The organism is Parabacteroides goldsteinii (assembly GCF_020091425.1).
Taxonomy (GTDB): Bacteria; Bacteroidota; Bacteroidia; order Bacteroidales; family Tannerellaceae; genus Parabacteroides; species Parabacteroides goldsteinii.
In genome coordinates this window covers 511790-529946 of record NZ_CP081906.1, presented here as the reverse complement: position 1 = coordinate 529946, position 18157 = coordinate 511790, and the positions used below count along the sequence as shown (strand labels likewise).

The window sequence follows — 18157 nt, the reverse complement described above, 5'->3', positions numbered from 1 at the left end:
CAACCTTTCGATTGATTCCTTTCATTTGTTTGGAGTCTGTGACTCTAAAACGGCGGCTATCTACTCTCCCACTTTTACGCAGTACCATCGACGTGGTTGGGCTTAACTTCTCTGTTCGGAATGGGAAGAGGTGGATCCCCAACGCTATAACCACCTTAATACCTTTTAAGATGTTTGACTTGGACAACGTTACTTTAACGTAACTTTAGAGCGAATCAAAAATTTTCAATTCATAATTTCCAATTTTCAATTCTAAAAATATATCAATCCTTCCTTCCGGAAATAGAAAGTCTCGGGCTATTAGTACTACTCGGCTTCGACATTACTGCCCTTACACCTGTAGCCTATCAACGTCGTAGTCTACAACGACCCTCAGGGAGATCTTATCTTGAGGCTGGCTTCGTACTTAGATGCTTTCAGCACTTATCCAATCCAGACTTAGATACCCGGCGGTGCACCTGGCGGTACAACCGGTAAACCAGAGGTCTGTCCAACACGGTCCTCTCGTACTAGTGTCAGAGCCACTCAAATCTCCTACGCCCACGATAGATAGAGACCGAACTGTCTCACGACGTTCTGAACCCAGCTCGCGTGCCACTTTAATGGGCGAACAGCCCAACCCTTGGGACCTTCTCCAGCCCCAGGATGTGACGAGCCGACATCGAGGTGCCAAACCGCTCCGTCGATATGAGCTCTTGGGAGCGATCAGCCTGTTATCCCCGGAGTACCTTTTATCCTTTGAGCGATGGCCCTTCCATGCGGAACCACCGGATCACTATGCTCTAGTTTCCTACCTGATCGAGTTGTCTCTCTCCCAGTCAAGCACCCTTATGCCATTACACTCTACGACCGGTTACCAATCGGTCTGAGGGTACCTTTAGAAGCCTCCGTTACTCTTTTGGAGGCGACCACCCCAGTCAAACTACCCACCATACAGTGTCCTTGCTTTAGCAAGTTAGAACTCAAACAACCAAAGGGCCGTATTTCAACGGCGACTCCACCGACACTGGCGTGCCTGCTTCGCAGTCTCCGGCCTATCCTACACATTAGTTGCCCAAATTCAATGTAAAGCTATAGTAAAGGTTCACGGGGTCTTTTCGTCCCATCGCGGGTAATCGGCATCTTCACCGATACTACAATTTCACCGAGCTCACGGTTGAGACAGTGTCCAGATCATTACACCATTCGTGCAGGTCGGAACTTACCCGACAAGGAATTTCGCTACCTTAGGACCGTTATAGTTACGGCCGCCGTTTACTGGGGCTTCAATTCAAACCTTCTCTTGCGATGAGCTCTCCTCTTAACCTTCCAGCACCGGGCAGGTGTCAGGCTGTATACTTCATATTTCTATTTCGCACAGCCATGTGTTTTTGTTAAACAGTTGCCTGGACCTATTCTCTGCGCCCCGCCATCGCTGACAGGGACCCTTTATCCCGAAGTTACAGGGTCAATTTGCCTAGTTCCTTAACCGTGAATCACTCGAGCGCCTCAGTATTCTCAACCCAACTACGTGTGTCCGTTTACGGTACGGGTACTCTATAGATATGCTTAGCGGATTTTCTAGGGAGCCTGTTTACATCCATATTGCCTTGTACAAGTACTCGGCATACTCTCAGGTTCGACTCTCACGGCGGATTTGCCTACCGCGATCAACGTCTACACCCTTTAACCAACTATTCCGTCAGTTGGCAGGACTGTCACTTCTCCGTCTCCACATCGCTCTATAAAGTAGTATGGGAATATTAAACCATTCTTCCATCGGAATCGCCGTTCGGCTTATCCTTAGGTCCCGACTTACCCTGATCCGATTAACGTTGATCAGGAAACCTTAGTCTTTCGGCGAGGAAGTTTCTCACTTCCTTTATCGTTACTTATACCTACATTTGCTTTTCCAGCTACTCCAGCAAGGGTTATCCCTCACCTTCAACGCCACTGGAATGCTCCCCTACCATCCATTACTGGATCCATAGCTTCGGTAAACAGTTTATGCCCGAGTATTATCCACGCCAAACTCCTCGACTAGTGAGCTGTTACGCACTCTTTAAATGAATGGCTGCTTCCAAGCCAACATCCTAGCTGTCTCTGCAGTCTGACTTCGTTAGTTCAACTTAACTGTTATTTGGGGACCTTAGCTGATGGTCTGGATTCTTCTCCTCTCGGACGCGGACCTTAGCACCCGCGCCCTCACTCCAGGGCAATATATAGTACGCATTCGGAGTTTATCTGGACTTGATAGGCGGTGAAGCCCTCGCATCCAATCAGTCGCTCTACCTCATACTATACTAACCCTAGGCTGCACCTAAATGCATTTCGGGGAGTACGAGCTATCTCCAAGTTTGATTAGCCTTTCACCCCTACCCACAGTTCATCCGAAAGCTTTTCAACGCTTACCGGTTCGGTCCTCCAGTTAGTGTTACCTAACCTTCAACCTGACCATGGGTAGATCACTTGGTTTCGCGTCTACTCCCTCCGACTAATTCGCCCTGTTCAGACTCGCTTTCGCTTCGGCTCCGTATCTGAAATACTTAACCTTGCCGGAGAAAGTAACTCGTAGGTTCATTATGCAAAAGGCACGCCGTCACAACTTACGTTGCTCCGACCGCTTGTAGGCAGACGGGTTCAGGGTCTATTTCACTCCTCTGTTCGAGGTTCTTTTCACCTTTCCCTCACGGTACTGGTTCGCTATCGGTCTCTCGGGAGTATTTAGCCTTACGGGATGGGCCCCGCTAATTCACACAGAATTTCTCGTGCTCCGCGCTACTCAGGATACCACTAGGCTTCGTTAGAAAGTCGTGTACGGGATTTTCACCCTCTACGATCACTTTTTCCAAAGTGTTCCACTTTCCTAAGTTCTTGCCACAACGTGGTCCTACAACCCCGGTATTGCCTAAACAATACCGGTTTGGGCTCTTCCGCGTTCGCTCGCCACTACTTGCGGAATCATTCTTATTTTCTCCTCCTATGGGTACTTAGATGTTTCAGTTCCCCACGTTCGCCTCCCATTACGGGATGACAGGCCTTCAACCTGCCGGGTTGCCCCATTCGGAAATCTGAGGATCAAAGATTATTTGCATCTCCCCCCAGCTTATCGCAGCTTATCACGTCCTTCGTCGCCTCCGAGAGCCAAGGCATCCACCGTCTGCCCTTGCTTACTTTCTTATTTCCGGTTACCACAGGGGTAAATTGGATTGATATATCTTCAGCTTGCTCTTGTTACTTTATTTTACGTTGTCCATCATGTCAAAGATCTTGTCGTTACTCTACGTTTCCTATGTCTCGGTAACTTTTTGTGGAGAATAACGGATTCGAACCGTTGACCCTCTGCGTGCAAGGCAGATGCTCTAGCCAGCTGAGCTAATCCCCCAAAATTCTCTCTCAGAGATTCTGTAGTCCCAGGCAGAGTTGAACTGCCGACCTCTACATTATCAGTGTAGCGCTCTAACCAACTGAGCTATAGGACTGTCAACTTTGCCTTGGTTTCCCTCAGCATCATTTTTCTCTCTTGCCGACACTTTATTGCCGGTAGATCTATATTTTATACATATTCAACCGTAGTACAAGTTAACTAATACCTTTTGTCAACTTGATAACGAACTCTTCGCTCCAGAAAGGAGGTGTTCCAGCCGCACCTTCCGGTACGGCTACCTTGTTACGACTTAGCCCCAGTCATCGGTTTTACCCTAGGCCGATCCTTGCGGTTACGGACTTTAGGTACCCCCAACTCCCATGGCTTGACGGGCGGTGTGTACAAGGCCCGGGAACGTATTCACCGCGCCATGGCTGATGCGCGATTACTAGCGAATCCAGCTTCACGAAGTCGGGTTGCAGACTTCGATCCGAACTGAGATGAGGTTTGGAGATTAGCATCCTGTCGCCAGGTAGCTGCCCTTTGTCCCCACCATTGTAACACGTGTGTCGCCCCGGATGTAAGGGCCGTGCTGATTTGACGTCATCCCCACCTTCCTCACAGCTTACGCTGGCAGTCTCACTAGAGTCCTCAGCACGACCTGTTAGTAACTAGTGATAAGGGTTGCGCTCGTTATGGCACTTAAGCCGACACCTCACGGCACGAGCTGACGACAACCATGCAGCACCTCGCAAATTGCTATTACTAGAGACTCTGTTTCCAGAGCTGTCAATATGCGTTCAAACCCGGGTAAGGTTCCTCGCGTATCATCGAATTAAACCACATGTTCCTCCGCTTGTGCGGGCCCCCGTCAATTCCTTTGAGTTTCACCGTTGCCGGCGTACTCCCCAGGTGGATTACTTAACGCTTTCGCTGTGCCGCTTACTGTGTATCGCAAACAGCTAGTAATCATCGTTTACTGCGTGGACTACCAGGGTATCTAATCCTGTTTGATCCCCACGCTTTCGTGCTTCAGTGTCAGTTATAGTTTAGTAAGCTGCCTTCGCAATCGGAGTTCTGCGTGATATCTATGCATTTCACCGCTACACCACGCATTCCGCCTACCTCAAATATACTCAAGTCAACCAGTTTCAACGGCAATTTTATGGTTGAGCCACAAACTTTCACCGCTGACTTAATTAACCACCTACGCACCCTTTAAACCCAATAAATCCGGATAACGCTCGCATCCTCCGTATTACCGCGGCTGCTGGCACGGAGTTAGCCGATGCTTATTCATATGGTACATACAAAAAGGAACACGTTCCTCACTTTATTCCCATATAAAAGAAGTTTACAAACCATAGATCCTTCATCCTTCACGCGACTTGGCTGGTTCAGGCTCTCGCCCATTGACCAATATTCCTCACTGCTGCCTCCCGTAGGAGTCTGGTCCGTGTCTCAGTACCAGTGTGGGGGACCTTCCTCTCAGAACCCCTATCCATCGTAGACTTGGTGAGCCGTTACCTCACCAACTATCTAATGGAACGCATGCCCATCTATCAGCGATAAATCTTTAACAAATATTTCCATGTGGAACCCCTGTTTTATGCGGTATTAGTCCGACTTTCGCCGGGTTATTCCCCTCTGATAGGTAGGTTGCATACGCGTTACTCACCCGTGCGCCGGTCGCCACCAATGTATTGCTACACCGTGCTGCCCCTCGACTTGCATGTGTTAAGCCTGTCGCTAGCGTTCATCCTGAGCCAGGATCAAACTCTTCGTTGTTTAAATTGTTTTATATCTCTATGCTCAGAATCCGTTATTTTATTTTCAAGTTTATTGACGGTATTAATTTCTAATACTTGTACTACTTGTTGATATGTAAATCTTTCAAAGAACTCTTGTTGTTACACTCGCTTTATTTTAGCAAACGTGGATGCAAAGATAAGAACTTTTATTTCATACTTCCAAATGTTTTAGGAAGTTTTTTCTAAAAGTTTTTTTCATCATGTTTTGCAGTGCCGTTCTCTCTCGAATGCGGATGCAAAAGTAGTGCTTTACAACATACGCTCCAAACTTTTATGGGATTATTTTTTCAACTAAATCGTTACTGACAGACTATAATTCTGAACGACTGACAATTACAAAAGAAAAAAAATCTAACAGAGTCTCACATGCAACTATCCTTAAAATTCAGGCATTATTGCCTAACTAAGATCTTTTCAAGGGCCTTCCCTATACATTATAATATGGGAATAACGAATTGTAACAACAAAGCCGTTTTCTTTTTTGTTTTACTAAAAAACAAAGAGATTATTTTATGACAATAAAAAAAGTAGAAAGTATCATAGCTCCGCCTGCCCCGCATATGGTTGGAGACGGATTCAGAGTTCATAATTTCATACCGCATCTGGAAGAACTAAGCAGGGAACGTATGAATCCTTTCATCCTGTTAGATTATAATGCAAAAATGGAGTTCTCTCCACGTAAAGAACCGAGAGGAGTCGGAGTACACCCTCACCGCGGGTTTGAGACCGTCACAATCGTATATAAAGGAAAAGTAGCCCATCACGACAGCAGAGGCAACAGCGGCGTGATCGGACCGGGCGATATCCAATGGATGACAGCCGCATCCGGAGTACTTCATAAGGAATATCACGAAGAAAGTTTCAGCCGGAAAGGAGGCGAATTCCACATTGTACAATTATGGATCAATCTTCCCGCCAGGGATAAGAAAGCCGATCCTAAATATCAATCTATCGAAAACAGTCAGATACCTAAAGTCGAATTACCCGATAACACAGGTATGGTGGAAGTTATTGCAGGCAAATATCAGAATACAAACGGAATAGCATTTACTTTTACCCCGATGCATCTGTTCAATGCTAAACTAAACAAAGGTGGAAATGCTGAATTTTCATTTCCAGCAGACTACAATACTGCTATTTTAGTCGTTGAAGGTTCCGTAAAAATCAATAATAATGAATTGGTTCCAACCGACTATTTTGCTTTATTTGAAACTAAAGGAGAAACGTTCACCATCCACGCTGTAAACAAAGCTACTGTTCTTATAATGAGTGGTGAACCGATCAAAGAACCTATTGCAGCATACGGTCCGTTCGTTATGAATAACGTGGCAGAATTAAAACAAGCTTACATTGATTTGGGAGCCGGCAAGTTCGGCAAACTGGACGATTGAACGACAATAATCCTAACGTAAAAGCATTATCAGTTTTGAAACCATAAATATCATATTTATAAGTTTCAGAAACTGGTAATGCTTTACTTTTGACGCCCTATTACAATACATAACAAAAGAAAAACGATCATGAACACGAACAGAATCGTATTGAATGAAACATCTTACTTTGGTCCGGGATCAAGGAGTGTTATCCCTGAAGAAGTAAAAAGGAGAAACCTTAAAAAAGCATTTATCGTAACAGACAATGATCTTGTAAAATTTGGAGTAGTAAAACAGGTTACCGACATATTGGAACAGGCGGCTATCCCCTACACCACTTTTGCAGAAGTAAAACAAAACCCAACTGTTACAAATGTAAAAGCCGGCGTAAAAGCATATGCAGCATCTGCTGCCGATTTCATCATAGCCATAGGAGGCGGTTCCCCGACAGATACGGCAAAAGCAATAGGGATTATTACTAATAACCCTGAATTCTCAAATGTCGTTTCACTGGAAGGTGTAGCCAATACCAAAAACAAATCCGTTCCTATTATAGCTTTGCCAACTACGGCAGGAACAGCAGCAGAAGTAACTATCAACTATGTGATTACCGACGAAGAGAATGTCAAGAAAATGGTCTGTGTAGACCCGAATGATATTCCAGTCCTGGCAATCGTCGATGCAGAGCTGATGAGTTCCATGCCCAAATCGCTCACTGCTGCGACCGGTATGGATGCGCTCACCCATGCTATCGAAGGTTATATAACCAAAGGTTCCTGGGAAATGTCAGATATGTTTGAACTGAAAGCCATTGAAATGATTGCCCGCCATCTTCCCGCAGCCATTGCCAACGGCCATGATCTTGAAGCGCGTAATGGTATGGCAGTAGCTCAATATATTGCAGGTATGGGATTCAGTAACGTCGGATTAGGAGCCGTACACGGAATGGCTCATCCCCTGGGAGCTTTCTATAACATACCTCATGGAGTTGCCAATGCTTTGTTACTTCCTTATGTGATGGAATATAATATGCCTTCTTCCATTCAGAAATATAAGAAAATAGCACAAGCAATGGGATGCGACATACAAGGAATGAACGATGAAACGGCAGCTATCGCAGCAGTAGAATCCGTCAAACAACTATCCCTGAAAATCGGCATTCCACAGAAACTAAGCGAGATTGGAGTAAAGGAAGAAGACCTGGAGCAACTGGCCCAATCAGCTTATGCAGATGTATGTACTCCCGGCAATCCGAGAGACGTTACCGTCGAAGACCTTCTTGCTCTCTACCGGAAAGCCTACATCTAACATAATAGAAAAAATAATAAATTACCGTTCCAATTTAGTTTAGTATGAACAAACACACGACAGTATTGTTTGAACAGTACGAACAAGCATTATACTAAACTAAATTTTACAATTATGGCAAAAGAAAGTGTTAAGATTCTACAGAAAAAACTAGACGTAGAAAGTTTGTTATCACAGCTTAACGCTGCATTATCAGAAGAATGGTTAGCATACTATCAATATTGGGTAGGCGCTTTGGTTGCAGAAGGTGCTATGCGTGCAAACGTACAGGCTGAATTTGAAGAACATGCCAACGAAGAGTTAGGCCATGCCAAACTATTGGCCGACCGTATCATCGAACTGGAAGGTGTTCCCGTTCTCGATCCGAAACAATGGTTCGAACTGGCCAGATGCAAATATGACGTACCAAATGACTTCGATGTTGTCAGCCTGCTGAACCAGAATGTCGCTTCAGAACGTTGCGCCATTGTCAGATACCAGCAAATTGCCGAATTTACAGATGGCAAAGACTTTACTACCTGCGAAATAGCCAAACATATCCTGGCTATGGAAGAAGAACATGAACAGGATTTGCAGGATTATCTGACTGATATTGCCAGAATGAAAAGTTCTTTCCTGAATAAGTAATACCTGGTCCGGTATAGATTACTTAAAAAAATAAACCCACTCTTTTCTTAGAAAATTGTGGGTTTATTCGATTCCAGCCGGATAGAATAAAGATTTGCCATATTAATATATTTCTGATAATCAAACAGAAGTATATCCAATGAGTTCCATCTCTGCTCGATACTTGCCATCTTTATAGCCGGAGTTTCCGAAACAACTCTGCTTTCTGCCTGTAAAGGAGTAGGAGCAGCTACAGTAGGTCCGACTGGTCCTTCCGGTTCAGATGGTTCTTCTCCCTCACCTTCACTTTCTTCACAAAAATAAATATGATCAAGATAAAGCGTCCGTCCTCCGGGAGCACAGGATAAATTAATCCGGTTAATCTTCCCTTCTGTTTTAATAAGAAGTCCGGCCAAATCTATATCAAGGGCATTCCATGTATGAGGTTTTAAATCATAACTATATTCTTGTTCTACAGTATCATTACCAACCGTTATTTTCAGACTCATTCCACTTCCGGGTCGGTTTGTGGCGCTGTTCTAAAATTCAGTTACGAAGATAATTAAAAGCTGACCGAAGTCGGTATATCAGTCTGACGGATTAATTTCTTTTAATCCTTATTAAGGATATTGGTTGGCAAAACTGTTTCCGATTGGATGCTTTATTGCCCCATCTGCCGCAAAAGCTGCATGTTACAAATCGTTATCACTTTCCTGTCTATAGAAATAATCCCCTCCTGCTCCATCTCCGCCAATGCACGCGCCAACGAAGGACGGGTCACACCAAATGAATCGGCTATCTCCTGCTGAGTATCGGTCAGATGAATCACCGTAGACGACGCGTCCGGCAGTTTATGAAGCAAATAATCCGCTATCTTATTCTTTATATTCTTCAAAGACAAGAACATAATCTTGTCACTCAGGAAATGGCTCCTGCCGGATATCAGCATCAGGAAGTTTTGAAGAAGCTGCCTGTTCTGCTGCATCCACACGGTAAAATCATCCCGATGGATAAATAAAATCTCTGACGGCTCCATGGCGATGATATTTACCGGCAAATTGTTTTTTGGGGCATATAAAAAAGCGGGGGCTAACAACTGAGCCGCTTCCAATTCTTCAATAACAACGAGTTTACCCGCATCATTCACCATCTGTCCCTGCAAAAGTCCGTTCAACACGATCATCAGATAATTGCATGGCGTTCCCTGCAAAGCTATAATGTCCTTTGGGCGGTAAGATGCGACCCGGTAAGCCGTTGTCTCCAACAAACCGGAAATGTCTGATTCCGGGATATTCCGGAATAATATGGATTTAGAAAGAATTGCTATCATGTTCATTTATATATACAGACTTATTCAATTATATATACAGGCAAATATAGGAAAAGATACGGAAGAAACCTTATTCTCCTGCTGATGTAAGTTGTTGCCGACGCTGTCGGCAAAATAATCGACGACGTCGGCAAAGCTTTCGACAGTGTCGGCAATATTGTCGAGGACGTCGGCAACAACTTACATCAGCAGATAAATAAAATAACATAGGAACCGGTACGTGTTTCCCCCCTATACAAATGAAAGTATGACCGCGTTTATCAAAGAAATATCCGCGTTTGTAACATTTGGTACAATATAAGAGACCGGCCTGTCCTACTTTTGTTTCGGAATAATATAAACCAATAAATTATAGAATAGTATGGATGCAAAAATGTTTTGTTTTCAGTGTCAGGAAGCTGCGAAAGGTGCCGGTTGTACCATCAAGGGTGTCTGCGGGAAGGATAATGAAACGGCCAACCGGATGGACCTGCTTTTATTTGTCACCAAAGGTGTTTCCGTTGTGGCTACCCTGTTACGGAATGCCGGAGTAGAAGTTCCCACGCATATCAACCGTTTCGTTGTCGATGCGCTCTTTTCTACTATAACAAATGCGAACTTCGATATAGAGAGTATTACCGGCCGGATTGTCTATGGCTTGAAAGTTAGGGAGCAGCTAAAAGAAGAGGCGGCCGGACACGGCATCGAACTGCCGGTCATCGATGAACTGGTCTGGAAAGGCGACGAAAGTACTTTCGAAGGAAAAGCCCTTACGGTCGGTGTGTTGCGTGAAGCCAATCCCGATATCCGTTCCCTGAAAGAACTCATCATCTACGGCTTAAAGGGAATGGCAGCTTATGTCGAACATGCCGGCAATCTGGGATTCGAGGAAAAGGATTTACATGCTTTCATACAGCATGCCCTTGCCGAAACTTTGCGGAAAGACCTTTCAGCCGAACAATTGACGGCACTCGTTTTGGAAACCGGCAGTTACGGTGTAAAAGCAATGGCATTACTCGACAAGGCCAATACCAGCAGTTACGGTAATCCGGAGATCACACAGGTGAACATCGGTGTACGCAACAATCCGGCCATTCTGATTAGCGGCCATGACCTGAAAGATATGGAAGAGCTGCTTGCACAAACGGAAGGAACCGGAGTCGATGTATATACGCACAGCGAAATGCTTCCGGCCAACTATTACCCGGCCTTCAAGAAATACAAACATTTTGTCGGTAACTACGGAAATGCCTGGTGGAAACAACGGGAAGAGTTCGAGAGCTTCAACGGACCCATCCTGTTCACGACCAACTGTATCGTTCCGCCACTGGAAGGAGCTTCTTATAAAGACCGTGTGTATACAACCAACTCGACAGGCTTTCCGGGATGGAAACATATTCCGTCAAGGGAAGACGGCAGGACGAAAGACTTCTCGGAAATCATAGCCCATGCCAAACGTTGTGACGCGCCCAAAGAAATCGAGCACGGACAGATCACCGGAGGATTTGCCCATAACCAGGTTATGGCGTTGGCCGACAAGGTTATCGATGCCGTTAAGAGCGGTGCCATCCGTAAATTCGTCGTGATGGCCGGTTGCGACGGACGAATGAAAAGCCGTAATTACTATACGGAGTTCGCCAGCGAACTGCCTTCCGACTGCGTAATCCTGACGGCCGGTTGTGCCAAATACCGTTACAATAAGCTGCCACTCGGCGACATCGGCGGCATTCCCCGCGTGCTGGATGCCGGACAATGCAATGACAGTTATTCATTAGCCGTCATCGCCATGAAATTGCAGGAGGCTTTCGGACTGGAAGATATCAACGAGCTGCCGATTGTATATAATATTGCGTGGTATGAACAGAAGGCAGTTATCGTCCTGCTGGCGTTGCTGAGCCTGGGCGTTAAGAACATTCACCTGGGACCGACGTTGCCGGCATTTCTTTCACCGAACGTGGCGAAGGTACTGGTTGAAAACTTCGGCATCGGAACCATCAGCACCGTAGATGAAGATATAGAAAAGCTAATTCTTGCCTGATATTTTAACTAAACTTTGTATATTCGCAACCAAATGCAATCATTTATGGTTATAACATAAAAAAGGCGAATATGTATGGGAAAGTTTTTACAAGAATTTAAACAGTTTGCCATGCGCGGCAACGTCGTTGACATGGCTGTCGGTATCATCATTGGTGGTGCTTTCGGAAAAATCGTATCTTCGGTCGTTGGAGATATTATCATGCCTGCCGTAGGGTTACTGGTGGGTGGTGTCAACTTTACCGATTTGAAAATCGTGCTGAAACAGGCGGTTATGGAAGGCGATAAAGTCATTACGCCTGCCGTCACAATCAATTACGGGAATTTTATACAGGTGACTTTCGACTTTATCATTATCGCGTTTGCTATCTTTATGATGGTAAAGGGGATGAATGCCCTGAATAAAAAGAAAACGGAAGAAGCGCCTGCCGCCCCTCCCGCTCCGCCAGCCGATGTTCAGTTGCTGACTGAAATACGTGACTTACTGAAAGAAAAGAAATAAAGAAAAACCTTATCCGTAAGGTTTCCTGAACAACAAGGAAGCGTGTCAAAACAGAGGTCAGCCTCTTTTTGGCACGCTTTTGTTTTCAGGCACCAATCGCTTCCGTCTCATCCGGTTTCGGGAACAGGCGGGAACTCAGTGCCTGCAATGCACGCGTTTTATCGGCGGACTTCATCACCAGGGAGACGTTGCTGCTGCTTCCCCCGTAAGAAATCATCCGCACGGGAATATCTTTCAACGCATCTATGATTCTTGCCTCGAAGCCGACATTCTGCCATTCAAGGTCGCCGACTACACAGACGATTACCATATCCTTTTCGACACTGATCGTTGCATATTTCTCCAGGCTGCCCACTATTTCCTGCAAATGTTCGGGATTGTCGGTCGTCACGGAGATGCCTATGTCGGAAGTCGTCACCATATCGACGGCCGTTTTGTAGCGGGCGAATGTATCGAACACCGTGCTCAGGAACTTATGGGGCGGCAGGATATTCAACGACTTCATTTTGATAAAGACGATATTGTCTTTCGCTGCTACCGCCTTGATTCTGCCTTTCTCCGCGGTATTCGAGATTAATGTTCCGGGGGCATCGGGTTGCAGGGAGTTCAGCAGGCGGACCGGGATATTGCTTTCCTTTGCCGGGCGGATGCAAAAAGGATGGAGTATCTTCGCTCCGAAATAAGCGAGCTTCGCCGCCTCTTCAAAGTTAAGCTGGCGGACAGGAGCGGTATGGTTTACCACGCGCGGGTCGTTGTTATGCATACCGTCGATATCCGTCCATATCTGTATTTCACTGGCATGGACGGCCGCTCCGATCAGGGAGGCACTGTAATCGCTTCCCCCGCGTTGCAGGTTATCCGTCTCGCCATATGCGTTCCGGCAGATGAAACCCTGAGTAATAAAGATATCCGTGTCCGGGAAGCGGGACAGCAGTGTTCCGAGATGCTCTTCGATATAGGACATATCCGGCTCACCGTCGGCATTTATCCGCATAAAATCGAGGGCCGGAAGCAATGCCGACTTCATTCCCTGCTCTTGCAGGTAAAGATGCATCATGCCGGTGGAAATCAATTCACCCTGCGCCAGCACCACCTTTTCATCGAAGACGGTAAAAGGAGTACCGGCAAACGCCCATATTTCATTGAAACGTTCCGTTACCAGTTCCAGCGCCTTTTCCTTATAGGCGACAGAGGTATATAAATCCTCGATATGCCCGGCATAAGCCTGTTCAAGGCGGGTAATAATTTTATTTGCCTCATCGACCTCCTTGCGATAGAAGCAACGGGTGATGTCGACCAGCGAATTAGTTGTTCCGGCCATCGCCGATAAGACGACAATTTTAGGTTCACCGCCGGATATGATAGATACGACGTTCTTCATCCGCCGGGCCGAGCCGACAGATGTACCGCCAAATTTTAATACTTTCATGATTGTTTACTGTGTTTTCTTACTTATTATCAGACATTAAATGAAACGATAAAGGTACTGCCCTTTCCTATTTCGCTTTCCACGCGGATGGTTCCGCCATGAGCTTCGACGAAGTCTTTGCTGATAGCCAGTCCGAGGCCGCTACCCTGCACTTTCGTACCGGGAACGCGGAAGTAACGGTCAAATATACTCTGGTGGTAACGCGGGTCGATGCCCTTGCCGAAATCGCGGACGAATATCTCCACGACTTTGCCTTCCTGGCGGGCACCGATGATGATGCGGCCGTTCTCCGGCGTGTAGTGGATGGCATTCGACAAAAGGTTTGTCAGGACCCAGGCTATCTTTTCGCTGTCGACAAAGAGTTTGGAGATTTTCTCCGGATACTCGACCTCTATATGGCAGCCGAAACGCTCCGCCTGCACACGGTTCGCCTTGATGGCGTAGTCTATCAGTTCGATCGGCTTGGTGATTTTCGGGTTCAGTTGCAGTTTTCCGGTTTCCACCTGCGTCATTTTGAGGAGTTCGCCGGTTATTTCGAGCAGGCGGTCGCTGCTTTCCTTGATACTTTCGGCAAGCGCCCTCTGTTCGTTGTTCATATCGCCTACCCGCTGGTCTTCCAGGAGTTTGAGGCTCATCATGATGGCTGAAATAGGTGTTTTCAGTTCATGGGAGATGGTCGAGATGAAGGTCGTCTTTGCTGAATCCAGTTCCTTGAACTCGGTAATGTTTTTCAGGAGGATAACGTCACCGACGTATTGGCTGACGTCTTTCTGCCCGTCCGTCAGATGGATGGGAATGTATTGCACCTTGAAATAACTTTCTTTATTATCAGCATAAATTTTAAGCGGTTCCTTCTTTTCGTCGGGTTGCACCAGTTCGCGCACGAGACGTCGCAGAAGGTCGTTTTTCAGCGCCAGTTCGGCGGCAGACTTGCCGATGACATTTTCACGTTTCAGATTGAGGATTGTCAGGGCGACATCGTTGGCGAAAAGTATTTTACGGTTCCCGTCCAACCCGATGATCGGCTCGGTGATGCTGTTGACGATGGCTTCGATGTATTTTTTTCCCTGGATAATATCTGCCAGCGTACTTTTACGGTATTCGGTCAGCCGTTCTGCCATCCGGTTGAAGGAGTTGGCAACGGCGGCGAACTCTTCATATTTCCCAAGGTTGAGGCGCTTCTCATAATTATGGTTGGCAATCTCCATGATACCGTCCGTCAGCTTGCGGATCGGCGTGTTGATAGACCGGGGGAGGCGGATCAGGAAAGCAAAGGCAATCAGGATGCAGATGATGCCGAGGATGCAAATCCACAGCAAGGCATTATGTGCCGTATGCTCCGCCACCTGGCTTTTCCGGTAGATGGAGGCCATGTTCAGGCTCATCACCTCGTTCAATGCCATGCGGACACGTTGGATGGAGGCGTCGTTCATATCCTTTTTCATGGATTCGTATTGCGTGACCAGATGGGTGGTCGCGGCATTCTCATCCACTTCCGTTATATTCTCCTTTTGCAGGTTCAGGTTCTTTTCGAACTCGGTACGTGCCACCGGATCTGTCTTGATACGTTCGAGGGCATCCAGCATACGGCGCGAATACAGGAGCGTATTGTAATTATCCGCCAGGATATTCTGCGTATCTGCCGACATGCGGTAGATATTCTGTACCGAAAGACCGCCCAGCAGGACAATCATTGCAAACAGCAGACCTATACCATAGGTGAGCTTCGTTTTAATCTTCAGACTAATAGACTGTAACATATTATGCCAATATTATCAGGTCAATATTCATTTGCGACAAGCTATTCAGCAATTTCCGGTATTGGAAACAAGCACGGAACACGGAAACAAGCGTAAAGGCAGGCTTCCCGATGCAGACGGTCGAAATCTGCTTTTCGCGGCATACTTCGATAATACTGTCGGGGATGCTTCTGGACTGCACCTGTATGATTTCGCCCCCCAGTTCGGCCGCCAGCTTGAAATGATTCGACAGATAACGCTGGTTTGCCAACGGGATGCGGTCGATACTTTCGCGGGGCGTCTGCACGTAGAGGACAAAGAACTTCGTGTTGTAGCGGGTAGCCAGCCGGGCAGCCTTGCGGATGACCTTACGCGGCGTCTTCTCCTGACTGCTGATGCAAGCCAGGAATTTTTCATGTCGGACACCTGTATTGACGGGGACCGCGCTCTCCACCTTCTTCTCGACACGTAACGCAACCTCTTTCAGGGCAAGTTCGCGCAACTGGAGAATGTTTTCAGACTTGAAGAAGTTATTCAGCGCCGTCTGAATCTTTTCCGGCTTGTATATTTTTCCGGCTGTCAGGCGTTTCACCAATTCGTCGGCAGTCAGGTCGATATTCACCACCTCGTCCGCCTGTTCCAGGACACTGTCGGGGATGCGTTCCTTTATCTCGATGCCGGTGATATCCTGCACGTCCTCGTTCAACCCTTCCAGATGCTGGATATTAACGGCGGTGATGACGCTGATACCTGCCTCCAAAATGTCCGTAACGTCCTGCCAACGCTTTTCGTTCTTGCTACCTTCGATGTTGGTATGCGCCAGCTCGTCTACTATCACGACCTCCGGATGGATATTCAGGATAGCCTGCAAATCCATCTCCTCCACTTCTTTTCCCTTATAAAATGACCGGCGGCGCGGTATCAAAGGTAGACCTTCGACCAACGCCTCCGTTTCAACCCTGCCGTGTGTTTCCACGTAACCTACCTGTACGTCGATACCACTCCGAAGCAATTCGTGCGCCTCCTGCAACATACGGTACGTTTTCCCCACACCGGCAATCATGCCGATGTATATCTTGAAATTTCCACGGCGGGATTTTTTCAGCAAATCTAAAAAGTGTTGTACGCTCTGTTCTCTGTCCATGAGTTGCTTGTTTCAGATTACCACGGTCTTAGTGAAATGCCAAAGACCAGATGTGCATCTTCCATGCGGGGATTCCAAATAGCCTGCGCAAATATAGGCAAAGAGAATGAATCGCTAAACTTTATAGCGGTACTTCCTTTCAGCGCAACGTTGGTAACAGCAAATCCGTCGTTCGTCTTCGCCCCCGTATAAACTCCGTAAGAGGTATAGGGAAGGAAGCCGCAGGTGGCGGTCAGGTCGACCATTTTCACGCGGAACGGATAATTGAGTTCGACGTAGGAAGAATAGTTCTGATTGCCGTCCTCGTCCTTATCCTGTCCGGCAAACATGGTATACCAGGCAACGGAGAGGGGAAATTTCTCCACGGGAAGCGTATAAGCCAGTCCGGCCTCGAAATGATGAGCGGTTTCATGGCTTTTGAAGTTGAAGTATTTGTTCGCGCCCTGTCCGGCCCACCACAGGTCGGCGATGGAGAGGGTAAGTCCAGAGTTGCCGAAGGTATAGGCGGCCGTCAGGTCTATTTCCTTATTGGCGGCACCTTCCGAAGATTTATAACCGTCGAAATCGGTCGATCCCCACGCTGTCAGGGAGAAGCCGGCGACGCTAAAAGCGAGGGTCGGTTGGAAACTTGCTCCCGTTTGATAGAACCCTCTCCAAAGATACGAACTCAGAAGGTCCCCTTGCACGGTAAATGTGGCTCCGCTATCGTCTTTTTGAGCCATGACGCATGTAAAAGAGGTAAAAAACAGTAACAGAAACGCCGTTACTATGCGTTTTATGGATATATTCATTGTTTTATGCATTTTTACCAGGGTATTCATCATTCGATATATTTATTTTGAGGCTACGCCGCCGATTTAACCCATAAATAGTTGTTTTTATGCGTTTTTACCTAGGTATTTGCCCATAAATACGTTTATCTGATGATTTTTATCCTGCGTTTGGTATTTCGATACGATTGTTATTTATTTTTTTCGGCCTTTTCCAAAGCGATATTCAATTTCAGGACATTGACCTTCTCCGGGCCGAACAAACCTAATAATGGTCCTTCGGTATTAGCATTCACCAGGGCCATGACGCTTTCGGGCGAGAGGCCGCGGGCCTGTGCGACACGTTGTACCTGTGCGTAGGCGGCTTTCGGGGAGATATCAGGATCGAGTCCGGAAGCGCTGGCGGTGACCATTTCGGCGGGCACTTCCTCACGTGTCAGATAAGGATGATGAACGAGGAAGGTGTCGATGCGCGCCTTGATTTCCGAAAGGTATTCTTCGTTGGAAGGGCCTTTGTTGCTTCCGGCGGAAGAAGAAGCGTCGTAGCCGTCGCCCGCACAAGAGGGGCGTCCCCAGAAATAGATGTCCTCCGTGAAGTTCTGGCCTACGTTTGCGGCTCCCACGACTTTGCCATTGAGTTCAAGAACTTCGGCGTTACCTTTGTTCGGGCCTGCTACCTGTGCAAAAATCCATAAGACGAAGATGTAGCAGATACTAAACAACAGACTGAATGCTATTGTCAGTTTAAATGATTTGAAAAGAGTTGATATCATACTTGTTTTT

Annotated in this window: 12 protein-coding genes, 2 tRNA genes and 3 rRNA genes; 5 read left to right on the top strand and 12 right to left on the bottom strand. The window is 46.8% G+C overall.

The window, feature by feature from the left end:
- Positions 1-47: 47 nt before the first annotated feature.
- From rrf to K6V26_RS03050, 5 genes are all read right to left on the bottom strand, one after another.
- Positions 48-158 (bottom strand): 5S ribosomal RNA (gene rrf, locus K6V26_RS03070).
- A gap of 123 nt (positions 159-281) precedes the next feature.
- A 23S ribosomal RNA gene (locus tag K6V26_RS03065) occupies positions 282-3159 on the bottom strand.
- Between the two features lie 131 nt (positions 3160-3290).
- A tRNA-Ala gene (locus K6V26_RS03060) sits at positions 3291-3364 on the bottom strand.
- 23 nt (positions 3365-3387) lie between these two features.
- A tRNA-Ile gene (locus tag K6V26_RS03055) sits at positions 3388-3461 on the bottom strand.
- Between the two features lie 146 nt (positions 3462-3607).
- Positions 3608-5134, bottom strand: a 16S ribosomal RNA gene (locus K6V26_RS03050).
- The 16S, 23S and 5S rRNA genes sit together here with 2 tRNA genes alongside, the layout of an rRNA operon.
- Before the next feature lie 535 nt (positions 5135-5669).
- Here K6V26_RS03050 and K6V26_RS03045 point away from each other — a divergent pair.
- From K6V26_RS03045 to K6V26_RS03035, 3 genes are all read left to right on the top strand, one after another.
- Entirely contained in the window at positions 5670-6548 is an 879-nt protein-coding gene (locus K6V26_RS03045) for a pirin family protein (protein WP_224264576.1), read from the top strand.
- A gap of 129 nt (positions 6549-6677) precedes the next feature.
- Positions 6678-7838, top strand: a complete 1161-nt coding sequence (fucO, locus tag K6V26_RS03040) for a lactaldehyde reductase (RefSeq protein WP_224264575.1) — start codon at positions 6678-6680, stop codon at positions 7836-7838.
- A gap of 114 nt (positions 7839-7952) precedes the next feature.
- Positions 7953-8465: a ferritin-like domain-containing protein gene (locus K6V26_RS03035; protein ID WP_007659478.1), complete on the top strand. Its 513-nt coding sequence runs from the start codon at positions 7953-7955 to the stop codon at positions 8463-8465.
- A 47-nt stretch (positions 8466-8512) separates the two neighbouring features.
- On the opposite strand, the gene K6V26_RS03030 is transcribed toward K6V26_RS03035, so the two are convergent.
- Entirely contained in the window at positions 8513-8953 is a 441-nt protein-coding gene (locus K6V26_RS03030; RefSeq protein ID WP_224264574.1) for a 5'-nucleotidase, read from the bottom strand.
- Between the two features lie 152 nt (positions 8954-9105).
- On the bottom strand, positions 9106-9774 hold the full coding sequence (locus K6V26_RS03025) for a Crp/Fnr family transcriptional regulator (protein WP_224264573.1): 669 nt from the start codon (positions 9772-9774) through the stop codon (positions 9106-9108).
- 361 nt (positions 9775-10135) lie between these two features.
- Between K6V26_RS03025 and hcp the strand changes: the two genes are divergently transcribed.
- Together hcp and mscL are read left to right on the top strand one after the other, a co-directional pair.
- The gene (gene hcp / locus K6V26_RS03020; RefSeq protein WP_224264572.1) at positions 10136-11791 is read left to right on the top strand and encodes a hydroxylamine reductase; all 1656 of its coding nucleotides are present in this window, start codon (positions 10136-10138) and stop codon (positions 11789-11791) included.
- Between the two features lie 75 nt (positions 11792-11866).
- Complete coding sequence (mscL, locus tag K6V26_RS03015) at positions 11867-12292, top strand: large-conductance mechanosensitive channel protein MscL (protein ID WP_007659472.1); 426 nt, start codon at positions 11867-11869, stop codon at positions 12290-12292.
- A gap of 85 nt (positions 12293-12377) precedes the next feature.
- Here the strand turns inward: mscL and K6V26_RS03010 are convergent, their stop codons facing one another.
- The 5 genes from K6V26_RS03010 to K6V26_RS02990 all read right to left on the bottom strand — a co-directional run bounded on the left by K6V26_RS03010 (position 12378) and on the right by K6V26_RS02990 (position 18147).
- The gene (locus K6V26_RS03010) at positions 12378-13721 is read right to left on the bottom strand and encodes an aspartate kinase (protein WP_122328502.1); all 1344 of its coding nucleotides are present in this window, start codon (positions 13719-13721) and stop codon (positions 12378-12380) included.
- Between the two features lie 29 nt (positions 13722-13750).
- Positions 13751-15469: a HAMP domain-containing sensor histidine kinase gene (locus tag K6V26_RS03005; protein WP_394373142.1), complete on the bottom strand. Its 1719-nt coding sequence runs from the start codon at positions 15467-15469 to the stop codon at positions 13751-13753.
- Positions 15470-15482: 13 nt separating this feature from the next.
- Positions 15483-16604: a sensor protein KdpD gene (locus K6V26_RS03000; RefSeq protein WP_224264570.1), complete on the bottom strand. Its 1122-nt coding sequence runs from the start codon at positions 16602-16604 to the stop codon at positions 15483-15485.
- A 17-nt stretch (positions 16605-16621) separates the two neighbouring features.
- Positions 16622-17326 carry a TorF family putative porin gene (locus K6V26_RS02995; protein WP_224265802.1) on the bottom strand — a complete coding sequence of 235 codons (705 nt, stop codon included), beginning with the start codon at positions 17324-17326 and terminating at the stop codon, positions 16622-16624.
- A gap of 239 nt (positions 17327-17565) precedes the next feature.
- On the bottom strand, positions 17566-18147 hold the full coding sequence (locus tag K6V26_RS02990; protein WP_224264569.1) for a K(+)-transporting ATPase subunit C: 582 nt from the start codon (positions 18145-18147) through the stop codon (positions 17566-17568).
- Positions 18148-18157 lie beyond the last annotated feature (10 nt).